Genomic DNA, 15,793 nt, shown 5'->3' with positions numbered 1-15,793 from the left:
AGCTTGTCCAGCGTGCGCTTGGCCGGCAGATGCGACTGCTCGACCAACTGGATGATCTCGGCCTTCTCGGACGCAGGATATCTCATGCCTCGTCCTCCCCATCCCCGTTCATGCTTTTTTTGAGCAGGCGGTTCTCGAGGGTGAGGTTGGCCACAACTTCCTTCAACGCTGCCGTCTCACGACGCAGATCCTTCACCTCGCCGGAGGTCGCCGCACGCGCCGTATCGCCCGCCAGGCGGCGCTTACCGGCTTCGAGGAACTCCTTGGACCAGCCATAATACATCGAGGCGGCGATGCCTTCTCGGCGGCAGAGCTCGGAGATGTTCTCCTCGCCCCGCAATCCTTCCAATACGATGCGGATCTTCTCTTCTGCCGAGTAATGCCAGCGCGTCTGACGCCGAATGTCCTTTAGAACTTGTTCTGCCGGCGCTTTGCCCGGTCCGGATTTCTGCTTCATCTTCGCTCCTGGTGGCTACGATGAACCAGAAATCCTCCCTCCGCAAAATCCTTCAATTTGTCTCAAAGGTCCTGACGGCGAACAGGTTTGCTGTCAGCGGTCACCTTTTCAAGCTATCATCTCCACGTCAAGGTCATCGTCCGCAAGTCAGGCTCCAGCGCGGTGGCGTCAGCCGTCGATCGCGGCTTCGCGTGAGATGATTCAGCGCTTAGCGCTCTTGCTCCAGCAATCTAATACGCTCGCCGCTTTGGCTCTGGAGACGTCCCTCCTTCGCGCGAACGGATTCTTCATGACGGTCGCGGACAGGCTCAATGAAGGTCGCTCGCGCAAACGTATGCCCGTTTTCCAGATGCTGGGCTATGCGCTCCTTGGCGAAGGCCATAATGCTCTGGCGAGCATTCTCATCGTTCGGCAGAGCACGTTCGACAAGCTTGTTGATGACGACAAGCTGGGATTGGGCCGCGAGCAGGTCGGAATCATGCGCAGCCGTCGGTCGGTCTGCACGGCGTTCCTCCACCGTCACACTCCAGATGTTGCGCCACATCTGGCGCCGTTCGATGCCTGCGATTCCTGTGGCCGCGTCTATGGACTTGATCGCCCTGATGACGGGCTCGACGCCATCCCTTCGCAGAGAGATGCGATCGCCAGGCTTGGCGCCGCTATCTGCGACGTCCGTTACAACGCCGACGCCCCACACCTGATGTCGCCGGCCGTCGTCCAGTTTGATGGCTACATAGGTTGACGGCTCCGCGTCGGCGCGGTTGCGGTAGGGGCCAATACCGACCTCCATCAGACGTCCGGATACGCCCTTGTCGTAATCGAGCCTATCCGCCTGCAGAGGCCTGTCGGAGGCCGAGCGAGCCTCTACATCGTTGGTGCGGGCCTGGGCCCGTTCCCATGCGGCTCGTCGGTCAGCAAGCGCCTGGCCATCAAGCTCGCTTGGTTGATAGCCCTTCACATCGATCCCGCGCGCGCCAGCCTCGAGCCAGGCCTCGCGTCGGAACTCGACGGAGCCACGAACGTGAAGTGCCTCCCACTGGCGATGCTGTGCCACGCTGACCATGTCCCGGATTACTTCGGCGGCAGTTATGCGGGTGACCAGGCGCTCGTCAGTGGCCTTGAACGCGAGGTACTCTTTCCGCGCATCGGCATAGAGCCGCGCTTCGCGGCCGGATCCATCCTTTTCGGAGTCACTGGCCACCACCTAATATTTCCGACGGATACGGTCCGGAAACGCACTATCTGTCACCTCCGCGGATGAAGGCTTGTTGGGGGCTGTTGTTATGGATTCGTCTTCCCCCTTTTCTCGGGCGGAAGCGCGCCCCGCGCGACGTTGCCGCTCCAGGCTGAACTCCTCGCTCGCGTCATGCCTGGCGCTCATGCTCCTCACCCTTCTGCTTGCGACCCGTCCGCCGCGTCGGCGGAATGACCTGGCTGTCGATGTAATTCAGGATCCAGGTTCTCAGGTCGTCTTCGGACAGGCCTTCAAGGTCGACATCCACATCCCCGAAATCGAAACTGGCCCCTGAAGGAATCGTGGAGGGATGGGCCACTTCCTCGTCGGTCATGGGCCGTGCTCGGAGTACCGCACGCAGCTCAGCGATCTCGGAGCGCAACTCCTTGATTTCGGCATCGAGCAGTGCATTTGAACGCGCTTTGGGCATCTGGGGGACAGGCGCCGGCAGCAATCGCTCCAGGAAAGACCTGTCCTCGTAGTAGATGATCTTATCGGCGATGATTGGCGGAATGCCGGTGCCGAGAATGAAGGCCTTGGATTTCGGAAGAAGCTTGAGCTCTTGTGGCAGCATGAGGGCGCGCCGATGCTCTGACACTGTCTCGCTGATCGCACGCATCGCGAGCCCTTTTGGTCCGCTGCGGCTGCGGGCGTTGACAGTCTCGTAGCCGATGCGCTCCGAGAGCTCATTCGCCACGTCCTGCTCCTTTGGTGCAAACACGACCTCAACGGCATGGTTGGTCATGAAGTTGCGGGCTGCGTCGATCCCGTAGATGGCGCGCAGCTGCGCCGGGCTCTGGACGACGGTGAGGAGGCGGATGCCGTAGCCGGCGACGAAGGCGACCGATTTTGCCAGCACATTCACATTGCCGAGCGCCGGAAACTCGTCCAGCAGCAGTAGTACCTTGCGATTGAGTTTGGGGTTTTGTTCCGGCAGCTCCCGGGTATTGAGATCGACCACCTGCTGAAAGAACAGGTTCAACAGCGGTGCCATGCGGTCGAGATTGTCAGGTGTCACCCCAAGGTAGATCGACATCGGCTGCTGCCTCAGCTGCCGCAGGTCGAAATCATTACTCGAGGTTGCGGCATCAATCCGGGGATTGAGCCAGAGGCCGAGCCGTGCCGTCACGGTTTTGCGGACCGAGTTCAACGTGTTTTCGGAAGCTGCGAGAAAGTCGTTTAGCGCCGTGATGCAGTGCCGCGACAGCGCGGAAGGACCCGCCTTGCGGTCTGCGATGATTTTGCCGAAGTGCGTCTTAAGATCCTGGGTTGCCGACAGCTGGCGCAGGATCTCGCCAATTGTCAACGGCAAGCCCGGCGTTTCCGCGACATAGCCCCCGATCGCCACAAAGGATGAACGAGCTGCCTCGAACCAGAAGGTATCGCCGCGGCTCTCGGCCGGAAACAGCATCACCGCGATGCGTTGCAGATCGTCATAGAGATCGGCGGGGTCGCTGCGCACATAGGCCAGCGGATTGTAGCGCGCGGTGCGACCGTTTTCGTCGAGGGGATCGAACAGATGGACCTCCTGCCCGTGCACTGCGCGAAAGCCGGCGGAACGATCCCAGTTCTCTTTCTTGACGTCGAGCGCAACGACCGAATCCGGCCAATTGAGCAGGTTGGGAATGACATAGCCGACGCCCTTCCCGGCGCGGGTAGGGGCGTAAAGGAGGACGTGTTCCGATCCGCCGAAGCAGAGCATTTTCCCGTCTTTGCGGCCGAGCAGCAGGCCCTCCTTCGATCGCAGGCCGGCCGCCTTGATTTCGCGCTCGGAGGCGAAACGGGCCTTGCCGTGAAGGGGAAGCGGACGGTGTCGAAGGACGGCGCCGAGCAAGCCAAAGACCACGATCAGGCCGGCGAGGGTCGACAGCGTCAGCCAGCGGTCGAAGCGCGGGTCGGATCCATAGCGCGGCCAGCCTGTCGCGATCTCCGACCAGTGAAAGCCACCGTCGTGAAGCCGGAGCCCGAGCAGCAGAACATTCGAGGCGACCAGTAGGAAGACTGCGCCGGCCACGAGCGCGAGCGCCGTGCCCCCGGCCGCTTTAGCGGGCGTGGTCGCGTTTGCGAACGGGGTCATAGTAGATTTCCGAAATACGATACCGGCCGTTGCGCTTCTGCATTTGGACGACGACGTCGACCAGATGTAGCAAGAGCGAACGGATATCGTGGCGATGGAGGTCACGTCCCTCCGCACTCTCCTTGACCAGCAAAGTCATCTGTTCGAAGGCAAGGCGGGCGCTGTCCGCGTGAACCGTCGTGATTGATCCCGGGTGCCCTGAATTCACGTTCCTGAGATAAAAGAAGGCGGTGCCGTCGCGCAGCTCCTGCAGCAGGATGCGATCCGGCCGCATGCGCAAGGACGACTCGAGCAGTTCGCGGGGGCCGATCTTGGCCACGCCCTGCCCGTCCTTGGCATAGAGCAGCCGGACACAATTCTGATGCGGGATGACGAGCTCGGCCGTGTCTTCAATGGTGAGCAGCCGCTCATGCGCCGGGATCGCCCCAATCAGCGCCTTGGACAGAGTCGTCTTGCCGGAACCCGTCGCCCCAGAGATCAGGATATTGCGGCGGGTACGCACCGCAAGCTCGAGGAACTCGCGCCATTGGCCGGCTTCTTTCAGAGCGAGTAGTCGATGCTCGTCGGTGTCCAGCTCGTCACTGGCGGAACGGACCTCATCGAACAGCTTTGCCCGCTCAAGAGCGTCCAGGTTCATAGTCAGTGTCGAGGGCTTGCGGATCGTGAGGCTGATCATGCCAGCAGGCACGGCTGGCGGGACGACGATCTGGCAGCGCTCCTCGCCGATCAGGCTGGTCGATACGACCGGGTATTCCGGCCCGATGTCCTGACGAGTGTGACTGGCGGCCGCGGTCGCAAGGTGGGAGAGATAGGTGTGCGTGAGGGCAGCTAGCTCATGCCGGGTCCAACCGTTGGGCCCCTCCACGAAGATCTCGCCGGGGCGGTTGATGACGATTTCAGTGAGGGTGTCGTTCGCCAGGTATGGCGCCAGTGGCTCGAGGTAGCGCGCCAGCACCAGACGACCGCCATCCTGTTCGATCGGCGCGGCTGCGGTCATTTGCTCACCATTGCCGGTCCGACGAGGCCTCCGGGGAGGGTGCGGTCGAGAATCTGGGTGCGGCTTTCGACCCGTTTGAGTTGATAGACCGACGAGAAATCCAAGTCGCGCGCGACAAAGATATTGACGAGCTCGCCCTGATTCTTGTTCAGCGTCGGCGGAATGTTGATGGACTGCTCGACGGCAATGCCCGCGGCGGTGTTGGTGGCGCCGGCCGTGTTGTTGATCTGGATCGAGCCATCTTGTAGTTGCTGGCGTCCGATCGAAGAGGCATCGCCGACGATTGACAACAACAGCGCTGAGCCGAAGCGCTCCCAGAAGTGCGTGTCGATGTCGCCGTCGAACCCAGCCCGGCCAAGCGCATCCGTAGCGGGCGAGGCCAGCGCCACGATGACGCCTGTCGGCGTCTTAGCGCGCGCCCATAGCACAAACATGCGTTTGGAACCGCGCCGAACATTGGCACGATATTCGCCAACGACTTGTGTGCCCTTCTCCATGAGCACCACGTTGCCGGAATCCGACATCACGTCGCGCAGCACGACGCAGGAGACGAAGCCGGCGACATCCGACGACATTGCGGTCTCGAGCACGCACGGAATCGACGTGCCCTGGGTGACGAGAAGATTGCGGTTGCGCAGCCGCGCCGCGCGCACGCCCTCAATCGGCGTTGGTTTCAGCTTGTCGGCGAGCTCGTTGCGTGGCTCGGCCCGCCCAAAATCATAGGGATCGACGGGGACGCTTCCGGTCACGGTTTCGCGGGCTGGACGTCCCGGTGCGACCGGTCGGTTGTAGGCCAGCACCGGCGCGCGCCGCGCGCTTTCGAGCATTTGGTCCGTCGCGGGCGCGGGAGCAGCCGGGGCGGCCGCGATCGGGGCGACCGGAATGGAGGCCGTGGTGGTGGGTGCGGCAGGTAGTTCCGCGGCGGGCTCGAACGCCGCCGCTTGGCGGATCATGAGCTTGCGGGCCGATTCGCTGACCGGCTTGTCGCTTTTCCAAGTCCCCCAGATGATCAGAAAGGCGAATGCGGTCAGTGCGAGCGCTCCGAAGCCGCGTTTGAGCATCGCTGTTCGGCCGTTGTCCCCTCCTCCCACCGGGGTAATGCCGCGCTCGCCGGCAAGCGTCTCATGTTCAAGCTCAGTCATGTGCGTCCGCCGATCGTGCCTTAAGGGTTGGAGATGACCTCTTCGCCCGCCGTTCGACCGAGGGGCTTGTGGTGTTGGTGCCGGGATTGACGCCGACCGCATCGAACGCTTCATTGAAGATGCAGAGCACGGTGTCGCCCTTGCGCAGCCGAAACTCGCGAGCTGTGGCGTGGACCACCACCAGCTCGCCGCGAACATCCTTGGGCACCAGACTTTCAGAGCCGTCCGGGTTGATCAGGTAGATCGCCGGGATCTCTCGATTGCCTGCGAAGCGGAACGTGGTTTCCTTGCCATCGTCAAATACAGCTTCGGGTTCGAGGTCCACGGAGCCCTGGGCCGAAAAGCGCCAGTTGCGCGCGCCATAGGCATGATGCAGGTCAAACGTCTGATCGATCAGCGCGCCTTCCCGCTCGGCGCCTCGGGCGGCCGCCTCGATGCGCCGACGCTCGATCTCGTCGCCGGGATAGGCAAACCGGACGACGAAGTAGCTGTCGGCCAGCGTCGTCTCGGCGATCGACAGCTCGAATTGATAGGAGCGTTTGCGTCCATCGGGCCGCGTCGTGACGACCTGCAGATTGGTCGGCGGATGTTTTTCGCGCGGTTTGAGGAACAGGATCGAACCTGCCGGTGCAACCTCCCATGCGATCGCATCCCCAATCGCAACATGCGCGATCTCCTCGTCATCCGCAAAGACGACCTGGGTCGAGGCGCGAATGACGCCGTTGAGGCGGACCACATTGGCGGGGTCGTAGGTCACCGTGCGCACACGCGCATCGCGTTGGCCCGGCGCCGGCTGCTGTAGCGCCAGCACCGGTCCCGAAAATCCGAGAGCGAAAGTGATCAGAAGCGCGAAACGTTTCATGGCACGACCTCCGGATCGGCGCGATATTCCGAAACCAGAAAGCCGAGCGGATTGATCAGGCGGTCGGTGGAGGACATCGGCGGGTTGGCATAGGAAAACGTCAAGGTCGAGACCCAATGGGTCACATGGGTTTCCTCGCCCTTGCGGCTTTCTTTCATGAAACGCACGGACGCGACATTGTCCGCAAGGAGCGATATCGCCTTAATACGTACCGTCGCAACGCCGAAACGGCCCTGAACGACCTGCGGGCTTTCGGGATTGGAGCCGCGGTACCAGGCTGCGAAGCGGGCCTGTTCGCCCTGGCCCGAAAGCAAGGAAATCGTGCGAAAGTTGGCTTCGGCTTCCGGATAGCTGTAACCTTCACGCGCGCGAACGTATCGTCCGAGGAAATACTTGGTGACGGCTTCGTCGTAGCGCGCCGGCGTCGAATTGAGGGCGGAGACGGTGTCGACAATACCCGTCGCGTTATCGACCCGGATGACGAACGGCTCGACCGTCTTCAGCGGCGCCAGCGCTGCGACCGCACCGACCGAGGCGACCGCCAATGCGCAGGCGCAAGCGGCAATCACCCACGCGATTCGCCGCGAGCGATGGGCCGACAGCAACAGATCCTGTTCCCATCGCCGCGCATTGTCGAAATAGCCTTTCAGGTCATCATGCCCGATCATCTTACGCCTCCTTGCCGCAGGCGCGGTAAGAGGCCGCAACGTCGATCCCGCGGCCGGATGCGGCGAGATGGGTCGAAGATGCCGGGTTGCCTTCGCCCTTCCGTATGATGGGTGCGGGTGGCGAAGCTGGCGGCTCGGGTGTCGCCGGAGCGCCGGACTCCCAATCCCACAATGAGCGGTTAAGCGGTCGCCGAGCCAGGCCATCACATGACGGCGGCCCTTTTGACCAGTTCGCGCAGCCGCCAAGCTGCCATGCGATGATGCAAATGATGAATAGTCGTCGCCACATCGTTCTGATGCCCCCGTTATTTCTGTCGCCTGATTCCGGCGACGATTGCTTAGGCCGCCGTCGTGCCCCGCGATTGAGTGCGCCGCATGCTGCCACCCTGACGGCTGGCCCGGATTGCGGCGAGGCCGCGGCTGGCCGACCAGCGGGCACCGGCATAGGCCCCTCCGGCCGCGGCCGTGGCATTGGCAACCAGAGGGCTTGTGACCAGCCGGCTTGCGAGCGACGCGCCGCCCCCAGCAAGGCCACCTGCGATGACCGGCAATTGAAGCGCGATGTATCCGGACAGACCCAGCACGGCGCTGATCGCGACCGCAGCGACGACCATCTCGCCTGCCGTTCCCGCGTTGGCCACGAACCTGTCGATGAAGCCGCTGACGGTCGTTAACATCAGCCCGACCAGAGCGACCACCAGCACTAACAGTATTACGAAGTTGGCCACCTGCCGAAGCCATGCCTCTGTAAACGGGCGCGTTGCCTCAAATAGCCCGAGTGCAATGAAGACCGGGCCGAGCGCGATGACAACGCCGAGACCCACTTTGGCGTAGAGCAGGATGGCAAATTGCAGAAACGACCCGACGGCCACAAAGACCAGGAGAATGGCCGCAATGAGAGCGGGCGCGATGTTAGTGAGGCCAGCCTGCTCATAGATCTTGTTAGCGACGTCAATTCCTTTGGAAAGGAGCTGATCGAACGGCGCTCCAGAACCGGTATTCAGTCCCGAGCCCGCCAATGCATTGCCGATCTCCTTTGGTAAGGAATCGAAGAATAGACCGGTGACGTATTGCTGGAACGCGCTGGAATTCGTCGCCAGCAGCACCACGACCACGATCCGCATCGCCCGCCAGGCGAATTCCATGATCGGCTCGGAAATAGCTCCCCGCATCACGGCAAAACCGTAGAGGATAACGTAGAGCATTACGGCCGTGCGTAGCGGACCATCGATGTAAGCGGCAAGATTCGAAACCGAGGTCGACACGAATGCCGTAATCGGTTGCTCGAACTCTTTTAAGAAGCTGTCGAAGACGTTAACTGCCATCGCGGCGATCCTTATTTCAGGGCGTCTTTCATTTCTTGGACGGTGACCTTGTTGCGGGCTTCATTGGCGTTGACGCAATTTGGCGTCTTTGCGAGTTCGCCCGGGTTGTCGCGGCACGCCTTTAGAGCCACCGCAAGCTCGTCGCGATGCTCGAAAAACCAGCCGACTGTTTTCGTCGGACGAATAGTGTCGGTCTCGTTGCAGCCCGTGAGGCTGATTGTTGCGACGAGCAACAACAGAATAGAACTCGTCGTTTTCATTGCAGGGCTGCCTTCATTTCATCGACCAGTTGCCGCTGCTTCTCCCGCTCGCGCTGTCCATCCATGTCCGTGCGGGCCTGTTGGATCATCGCCAGACCCTGCATTCGGAGCACGTCGTTCTGCAGCAGCGCCTGTTCGGCCTGCAGCCGCGCCGACAGATCGAGAATCTCCTTGGCATCAGTCGCCGAGCTGATGCGAGCCCTGAGCTCCTCAAGCGCATCGATCCGCTGCGAGGCGGTGTCATAGACCGCCTGGCCGAGTGAATGCTTGGCTCCGGTCTGCCGGGCGATCCGGTCAAGCTCGCTCCGGTAGTACGAATTGACATTGTTGCCGGCATAGGCGCGGTTCTGATTGAGATACTGGTTGATCGAATTCGCAAAATTTCCGCTGCCCTGCCTCGCGACCAGACGTTCGATGTCCGAGAACTGTTGGGGCAGAACTTTCCGGAACTGTGGCGTGTTCAAGAGCGCACCGATGTCGTTGGCGTTGGTCCGCTTGTTGAAGCTGTCATAAAGCTGCTTGGCCTGGCTCAATTGATCCTGTGCGACCTTGAGCTGCGACGTCAGGGTGTCGACCTGCTTCTTCAATTCCGTCAGCTGCTCGAACTGCCGCGCAAACACGCTTGGATCGAACACGATCTCTGCCCCTGCAGGTGAGGCTATCAGGAGGGTGAATGACAGGGAGGCGAGAAGCATCGGCCTACGCTGAACCTTCATTGGGCTTTCCTCCGCTCCGCGTGAAATACCGGCAGCCATTGCGCGGGGTCGTCGCCGACCTGCTTACGAATGCGGTCGAGCAGCTCCACGGTTTCGGTGCGTCCCGACAAGATGGCGAGCGCGTCGTCGAAGCCGCCGAGGTCGAGTTCCGCCACCACGGAGTTGTGGCCTTGCTTGACCAGGAAGCGCCGGCTTGCGGGCGCGAGCTCCTCCTTGATCAGGCGGAATTCCGCGTCGGTCAAATGGAAGCCGTCGACATAGTCCGAGCGCGTTCCCCGTGCGTTCGGCAGGAAGAGCTGGGTCGGGCATTGTTCGACAATGGTGTGCGCGATCGGCGAGGCCAGCGCGTCGCGTGGCGATTGCGTCCCGAACACCATGACACCGTTCTGCTTGCGGATGGTCTTCAGCTTGTTGTTGGCGAGATCACGAAACGCCTCGTCGCCAAGCGCTTTCCAGAACTCGTCGATGTCGATGATCAGGCGACGGCCGTCGATCAAGCGCTCCACGCGATGGAACAGATACATCATCAGCGGCGTGCGCACCGTGGGATGATCCAGGAGATCGGTCATGTCGAAGCCAATGAACCGGGCATCGAGACCGATGGCGTCGTGTTCGCCATCGAGTACCCAGCCGAAAGGAGCGCCCCGGCACCATCGCTCGAGCCGTGCACCGATGCCCTCACGATCCTGCTGGCCGAGAAACGTCCGCAACGTCCCAAACGATCGCTCCGACTGGCGCAGTTGACCGAGCGCTCGCAATCCGGAGTCGATGCGCTCCTCCTCAATCACGGTCAGCGGGCGGTCCTCCGGGGTGACGAGTTTCCGGATGAGTTCGCCGAGGAAGGACAGATTTGCCGGTGTCAGCTCCAGCGCCTTGAGCGGCGCGCAACCGGTGGGGGTACCGTTGTGGAGCGTTAAATAGGTGCCACCGACCGCGCGCACGAAAATCTCGGCGCCTCGGTCCTTGTCGAAGAACACGTAGGACGCACCTAACCGCTCCGCCTGTGACAGCAGGAAGTTCTGTACGACGGTCTTGCCGGACCCCGAGGGGCCGCAGATGAAGGTGTTGCCGAGATCGCCATTATGGAAGGAGAAATAGAAGGGCGATCCGGATGCAGTCTTGAGCATCGCTACCGCCGGTCCCCAATGGTTGCCCACAGGATGCCCTGTGGGATAGGTGTGGAATGGCGAAAACGCCGCGAAATTCCGCGAGTTGATCGCGCCAGTGCGTGCGCGATACTTGAACAGCCCGGGAAGCTGGGCCCAATAGGCAGATTCAAGTCCGAGATCTTCCCGAGCGACCACGGCACCCGCATCGGCCAGTGCGCGCCGGGCCACGCTCATGTGCTCCTGTAGCTGCGACGGCGTGTCGGCGTAGACCAGGAGCGAGAGGTGATGGTCTCCAAGCACGAACCGGTTGGATTCGAGATCGTCGAGCGCGTCAGAGAGCTCATCGATTTGCGAAGCGGCGGGATCCTGGGCCGAGACCAGCTGGTTCTGCTTGCGCGTCAGGACCGTCTTGGCATCCGCCTTCGCCAAAAACGCGAACGATTGTGTGACGATCAGTTCAAACGGCGCGAAAAGAAGCGCATTCAACAGCCCAGGCCGGGTGGACGCTGGATATTCCTTGAGCCCGAACATGCCAGCGAAGCGCGACCCACCGGCCCCGCGAATTTCAAGGGCCTCGCGGCCAAAGATGACGCGATTTGAATAGAGCGCAGAACCGATTGGCCCTTGTGGCAATGGCGTCGCCATCCACTCCCCGGAGGCGAGAGCGTGGAGTAGCTCCATCGGCTCTGAGAAGGTGATGCCGTCGCGCTCGAACAAGCCGAGCACCCGGGCGCCGTAACGGTCGAGTGCCGCAACGATATCTCGCGTAGCATCGTCGAGCCGCTTCAGGGCCGCGCTGTCGACCTCGGCGGAATTCCCAGCGCTTCGGCCGAGCCGCCGAAAGAACGCAGCCGCCGTATCGGTTGCCGCACGGCCGGGGTGACACACCACGGTCAGATAGAGATCGTTGCGAAACAGCGCTTCCTGGCAGAGTCGTTGGCGGTATTGTGCATCAAGAGCTTCTGCAAAGGCGGACCGGAAGGCGCCGTCCGGATAGACAGACGTCCGGCGGCGCACCAAATGGCTCCAGAGCGCGAGCTGCGGATCTGCAATATTGCGCAGGGTGAGGTTCAGCTTGCCGTGAAGATCGTTCAGATCCGAGGTCTCGGCCGTCTCAAACGAGGTGCCGTCAATCCGGATCACCGTCAGCAGGGCTCGTGTTGTAAGACTGATTACGGTGTCAGTGACATGCCGTCCGAACGGGAGGTAGACGTCGGGCTCGATCTCCCGGTTTTTGAGCGCCCTGTTACGCATGACCGAGTTCCCTTGTCCGATACCGACGGACGAGTGTGAGGGGCGTGCAGGACGATCCATCCCAGAATGCGGCGTTGCGGGCACGCCCGCGGGTTTCGATCCAGGCGAGCAGAATCCGGAACATGTTGGGGTCGTGCCGGCAGATGATGCGGCAAAGCCCATGGATCGGAATCGCGACCAGGCCGTAGACGATGCTCCCAGCTGCCAGGAACAGGATGCAGGAGAACATCACGTTGAGCGCCATGGCTTCCATGGTGACGCCGGCGACCATGGCGGGACGTGTACAGGCGAGGAACAAGGTATCCTCGGTGAGACGCGCTGCCTCAATCATTAATGGCCCCCGGTCAAGGTCGAGACCACTTCGGAGGCGCCGAACGTGATGGCGACGCCTAGCACGACATAGGCCGCCTTTCGCAGATCGAGATAGCCGAACATCCAGGCGATGCCGACGATGATGACCGCCAACGTTGCCAGCAGACGAGCAACATTGCCGGTCAGCATGTTGACAATGTTCTGCAGCACGCCTTCGATGTTCGCGGTCTGCGCCAGCGCCGGCTCGACCAACGCGACGCTGAGCACGGCCCCCATGCAAAGAAGGGCAGCGGAGTGTTTAACAGGAGAAGTCATGGCACGGCTCCGATTGGCACCGCAGCCGGACCCCAGCCCGGACGACGGTATCGAGTTGAGGTGGAAAAACGACGTTTTCTCATCGTTCGTAGACGAAGGCTGACGTGCCTAGTCCCGAGCGATAGACGTCCCAGCGTGGGCGCTCGCTGGCAGAGGCTGCGGGTGGGATTGATTGTCGTATCGCCGGTGGGGCGATCACGATCGGCAGACGCCATCGGCTGGATGGGAGGCTCGGAGGCTTGACTGGAAGCCTTGGACGCGAAGTTCGCGACAACCTTGGCAATCGCCTGCTCGCGGTCGGCGCTTTTTATGCTCGCAGCCTGCAGTCGCGCGTCGAACAATCTACCAAGGCCGGCAATGTGCTGGCACGCATCGAAGGTCGTGGCCGCCGTCAGCCCGGCCTTCTTTGTTTCCTCAGCATCAAGTTGGGCGAGACCGGTTCGGACCCGCTGGCCGCTGGCGATGGCCTCGGTCGCGAGCTGGATAGCTTCGTCACGGTCGGTAGCCTGAATTGGAATTGGTTTGTGCCCTTCAATCGTGATGAGCAGCGGCTCGAACGAACTCGCCTGCCGCACGATGGCCATCAGCGGCTGGGCCATGGCCGCCGGGGCACATCGTTCGACCAGAGCAGCGAATGCAGCTGGGTCCATGGTGAGATCCTTTTTTGTCAGGAGCTGAGGACGTTCGATGTTAGGCCGCGATCGCCAGGCTTGACGGCGCATCAATCGCGCGCCCTGAGATCTGGCCGGCCGCTCGGATCGCGCCGAGAGCCTCCTCGGTGATCGGCAACAAACCGGCGACGGCTTTGGTCGAGCCGATTTGATGAGGCGTGCCGAGGCGATCGAGATGCCATCCGGCCCGACGCAGGATGCGTTCCATGCGCAGATCAGTGACGGTTGCGATGGCCCGAAGATTGTGCTGCTGGCCCCATTCGATCATAGCTGCAAAGAGCAGGAACGTTGCTTTGCGCAAACCACTCTCAGCCGTTGCCGCCACACTCTTGGTGTCAACGCAAAAGCGCGAGCTCTCCCAGATCCTGGTAGCCTTCGGCGCCGGGTTGCCATCCAGCAACACCGGGAACGTATCCGCCAGCATGTTAGGCCCAGTGGTCGGCAGCAGGCGAACACAACCCACAACGTCGTTCTGTTCAAGCGCCAGGAGATAAGTCGGCCTGAAGGTGTCGTACTGATCGATCTCCAATCCGCTGGAAACAGAGACGTCCCAGTCGAGCCGGTCCTTGAACACGCGCCCTCGCAGGCGATGCATTCCCATCGCTAGTTCGGGGTCGTGCAGGAGTGCCGCACGGCTACGCACAATGACCTTCATTCTTAACCTCAAACTTACGAATCACAGCTTCGAGATCAAGAAAGCAGCCACCGTCACGGCGTTGCGCTGTCAGTTCTGACAGGGAGTGTTTGGAATCGTTCTTGCCGCAAAGCTGCCGCAACGTCGCAATACACGCCTGCACGTGGAACGCGAATCGTTAGATTGTTCGCATTGTGGGAACTAAGAAGTGACTGAAGTGGCGCAATGAAAGATGTCAAAAGAGCATGCGATGAATTTGTCGATTGTCTGCACGCTGCCCATACGGAAGATGATTTTCGGCGTGTTGCGGAACGAGCCGCGCATGCCTTGGGATTCCGTTGGGTCGCCTATTTTGGTCAACGCGCGAATGGCCCCAATCTGATCTCATCCTATCCGAAGAGCTGGACAAGCCACTATTTTCGGGAAGGATATGACAAGATCGATCCCGTTCTTCAGGAACCGCGAAACACCAGCCGGATGTCCCGGTGGGATGGGCGGGAGGCGCGAAGCGCAAAGTCAGCGAAAGAGCGCCGTTTGTTTGACGATGCGCTCAGCTTCAAGATCCGGACCGGCCTGACCGTTCGCATTCCCTCGAGCCAAAACCAGTTCGCCGCATTCACGCTGGCGGTGGACGACCGCAGCCTTGGACTCGATCGTTTCATCGAGACTTCGCAAGACATGTTGGAAAGGGTGGGTCTCACCTATCATGCACATGTCAGTGCCAAGATCGGACGCAGGTCGGCAGGCGGCGGGGTGGGCAGCCCGCTAACACAGCGCGAGCGGCAGTGTCTCGCCTGGATCTCCGATGGCAAGACGATGCAGGACATTGCGGAGATTCTTGATGTCACGCCGCGAGGGGTGAAGTTTCATCTGGACAATGCCCGGCGAAATCTTGCGGCATTGACCCTCCCACACGCTGTGGCGCTCGCGCTTCGGCAGGGACTGCTCCCCTGATGCGCACAATGCCCCTCCGGTCTTGCACGAGCGGCTTCAGGTTTAATCAGGGTGAGTTTGCCAACAAGAGTGCAAGGGCCGCCGTGTGGGTGGCGCGCCATCATTTGTAGTATTAAGCCGACAAGCAGACCTCTCGCAATTCGGTCGTACCTATGTTTCCGCGGAATTCGCGAGCGGCGAAATTCGCCGGACGTAGCCACGACGTGTTTTACGCACGAGCCAAGTCTCGAGTGCCTCGACGGCCTGCACCCGCCCCGCAAACAGATCGAGGCGCCGCCGGCCGCGCTGGCCGAGACGACCCCATTCGCGGACCAATGCAGTATCGCCGAACAGAGTCGGCTCGATCGTGAGCACATAGAACCTGGCCATGTTGCGGGCCGGATCGCAGCGCTCGAGTAAGAGGTATTGCACCGTGAGTTCGGACATACGCAAGAATCGCAACTGCCGAATCTGCCGTCCAATTAAATTATCGAATCGATCAAGCCTATCGATTCAGAATCCTACTCATAGGTCAGAAATATAGGCGACATTGTTGCGGCGTTGGTGTATGCTATCGGCATGAAACGCGACGGCCGACAACTTGACCATCGAACCCTGGAAGAAATCCGCATGATGGCGTTGGAGCGAGTGCGCGAAGGTGAAAAGCCGAGCGCCGTCGTCGAGAGCTATGGATTTCACCGCAGCGTGATTTACCGCTGGATGAGAACGGCGAAAGGTCGTGGGAAGGGCCTGCGGGCGCTGGCGTCGCGCAAAGGAACGGGACGTCCGAAGAAGTTGACGCCGGCGCAAGAGCGGCAAGTGTTTCG

17 protein-coding genes and 1 pseudogene are annotated in these 15,793 nt (G+C 61.3%); 2 read left to right on the top strand and 16 right to left on the bottom strand.

What is annotated here, in order from left to right:
• The 15 genes and pseudogenes from AAFX91_RS28470 to AAFX91_RS28400 all read right to left on the bottom strand — a co-directional run.
• Positions 1-457: pseudogene (locus AAFX91_RS28470) on the bottom strand (transposase); the annotation flags it as partial.
• 208 nt (positions 458-665) lie between these two features.
• Positions 666-1,661 (bottom strand): LPD7 domain-containing protein, encoded by a 996-nt coding sequence (locus tag AAFX91_RS28465; RefSeq protein WP_394568853.1) that lies wholly within the window; start codon positions 1,659-1,661, stop codon positions 666-668.
• Positions 1,662-1,821: 160 nt separating this feature from the next.
• Positions 1,822-3,525, bottom strand: a complete 1,704-nt coding sequence (locus AAFX91_RS28460) for a type IV secretory system conjugative DNA transfer family protein (RefSeq protein WP_394568852.1) — start codon at positions 3,523-3,525, stop codon at positions 1,822-1,824.
• Positions 3,526-3,733: 208 nt separating this feature from the next.
• A complete protein-coding gene (gene virB11 / locus AAFX91_RS28455) occupies positions 3,734-4,765 on the bottom strand; it encodes a P-type DNA transfer ATPase VirB11 (RefSeq protein WP_394568851.1) in 1,032 nt (343 codons plus the stop codon).
• Positions 4,762-5,907 carry a type IV secretion system protein VirB10 gene (gene virB10 / locus AAFX91_RS28450; RefSeq protein WP_394568850.1) on the bottom strand — a complete coding sequence of 382 codons (1,146 nt, stop codon included), beginning with the start codon at positions 5,905-5,907 and terminating at the stop codon, positions 4,762-4,764. The genes virB11 and virB10 overlap by 4 nt, the downstream gene beginning before the upstream one ends.
• Positions 5,900-6,769, bottom strand: a complete 870-nt coding sequence (virB9, locus tag AAFX91_RS28445) for a P-type conjugative transfer protein VirB9 (RefSeq protein ID WP_394568849.1) — start codon at positions 6,767-6,769, stop codon at positions 5,900-5,902. The genes virB10 and virB9 overlap by 8 nt, the downstream gene beginning before the upstream one ends.
• Positions 6,766-7,437 (bottom strand): virB8 family protein, encoded by a 672-nt coding sequence (locus tag AAFX91_RS28440; RefSeq protein WP_394568848.1) that lies wholly within the window; start codon positions 7,435-7,437, stop codon positions 6,766-6,768. Before AAFX91_RS28440 ends, virB9 begins: the two co-directional genes overlap by 4 nt.
• 338 nt (positions 7,438-7,775) lie before the next feature.
• Positions 7,776-8,762, bottom strand: a complete 987-nt coding sequence (locus tag AAFX91_RS28435) for a type IV secretion system protein (RefSeq protein ID WP_394568847.1) — start codon at positions 8,760-8,762, stop codon at positions 7,776-7,778.
• 11 nt (positions 8,763-8,773) lie between these two features.
• Positions 8,774-9,022: an EexN family lipoprotein gene (locus AAFX91_RS28430; protein ID WP_394568846.1), complete on the bottom strand. Its 249-nt coding sequence runs from the start codon at positions 9,020-9,022 to the stop codon at positions 8,774-8,776.
• Positions 9,019-9,738 (bottom strand): P-type DNA transfer protein VirB5, encoded by a 720-nt coding sequence (gene virB5, locus AAFX91_RS28425; protein WP_394568845.1) that lies wholly within the window; start codon positions 9,736-9,738, stop codon positions 9,019-9,021. Before virB5 ends, AAFX91_RS28430 begins: the two co-directional genes overlap by 4 nt.
• Positions 9,735-12,101, bottom strand: a complete 2,367-nt coding sequence (locus AAFX91_RS28420; protein WP_394568844.1) for a VirB4 family type IV secretion/conjugal transfer ATPase — start codon at positions 12,099-12,101, stop codon at positions 9,735-9,737. Before AAFX91_RS28420 ends, virB5 begins: the two co-directional genes overlap by 4 nt.
• A complete protein-coding gene (locus AAFX91_RS28415) occupies positions 12,094-12,432 on the bottom strand; it encodes a type IV secretion system protein VirB3 (protein WP_394568843.1) in 339 nt (112 codons plus the stop codon). The genes AAFX91_RS28420 and AAFX91_RS28415 overlap by 8 nt, the downstream gene beginning before the upstream one ends.
• Positions 12,432-12,728, bottom strand: coding sequence for a TrbC/VirB2 family protein (locus tag AAFX91_RS28410; RefSeq protein WP_394568842.1), 297 nt, complete (start codon positions 12,726-12,728; stop codon positions 12,432-12,434). Before AAFX91_RS28410 ends, AAFX91_RS28415 begins: the two co-directional genes overlap by 1 nt.
• Complete coding sequence (locus tag AAFX91_RS28405) at positions 12,725-13,378, bottom strand: type IV secretion protein (RefSeq protein ID WP_394568841.1); 654 nt, start codon at positions 13,376-13,378, stop codon at positions 12,725-12,727. The genes AAFX91_RS28410 and AAFX91_RS28405 overlap by 4 nt, the downstream gene beginning before the upstream one ends.
• Before the next feature lie 40 nt (positions 13,379-13,418).
• Complete coding sequence (locus AAFX91_RS28400; RefSeq protein ID WP_394568840.1) at positions 13,419-14,054, bottom strand: acyl-homoserine-lactone synthase; 636 nt, start codon at positions 14,052-14,054, stop codon at positions 13,419-13,421.
• A gap of 204 nt (positions 14,055-14,258) precedes the next feature.
• Here AAFX91_RS28400 and AAFX91_RS28395 point away from each other — a divergent pair, with 204 nt between their 5' ends.
• Positions 14,259-14,987 (top strand): LuxR family transcriptional regulator, encoded by a 729-nt coding sequence (locus AAFX91_RS28395; RefSeq protein WP_394568839.1) that lies wholly within the window; start codon positions 14,259-14,261, stop codon positions 14,985-14,987.
• 150 nt (positions 14,988-15,137) lie between these two features.
• On the opposite strand, the gene AAFX91_RS28390 is transcribed toward AAFX91_RS28395, so the two are convergent.
• Positions 15,138-15,413: a WGR domain-containing protein gene (locus AAFX91_RS28390; RefSeq protein WP_394568838.1), complete on the bottom strand. Its 276-nt coding sequence runs from the start codon at positions 15,411-15,413 to the stop codon at positions 15,138-15,140.
• Between the two features lie 132 nt (positions 15,414-15,545).
• Here AAFX91_RS28390 and AAFX91_RS28385 point away from each other — a divergent pair.
• On the top strand, positions 15,546-15,793 hold a 248-nt coding region (locus AAFX91_RS28385), incomplete at its 3' end, for a helix-turn-helix domain-containing protein (RefSeq protein ID WP_394568837.1).

This window comes from Bradyrhizobium sp. 31Argb (genome assembly GCF_043638955.1).
Classification (GTDB): Bacteria; Pseudomonadota; Alphaproteobacteria; order Rhizobiales; family Xanthobacteraceae; genus Bradyrhizobium.
The sequence above is the reverse complement of the archived record's forward strand: the minus strand, read 5'-3'. Positions and strand labels throughout refer to the sequence as shown.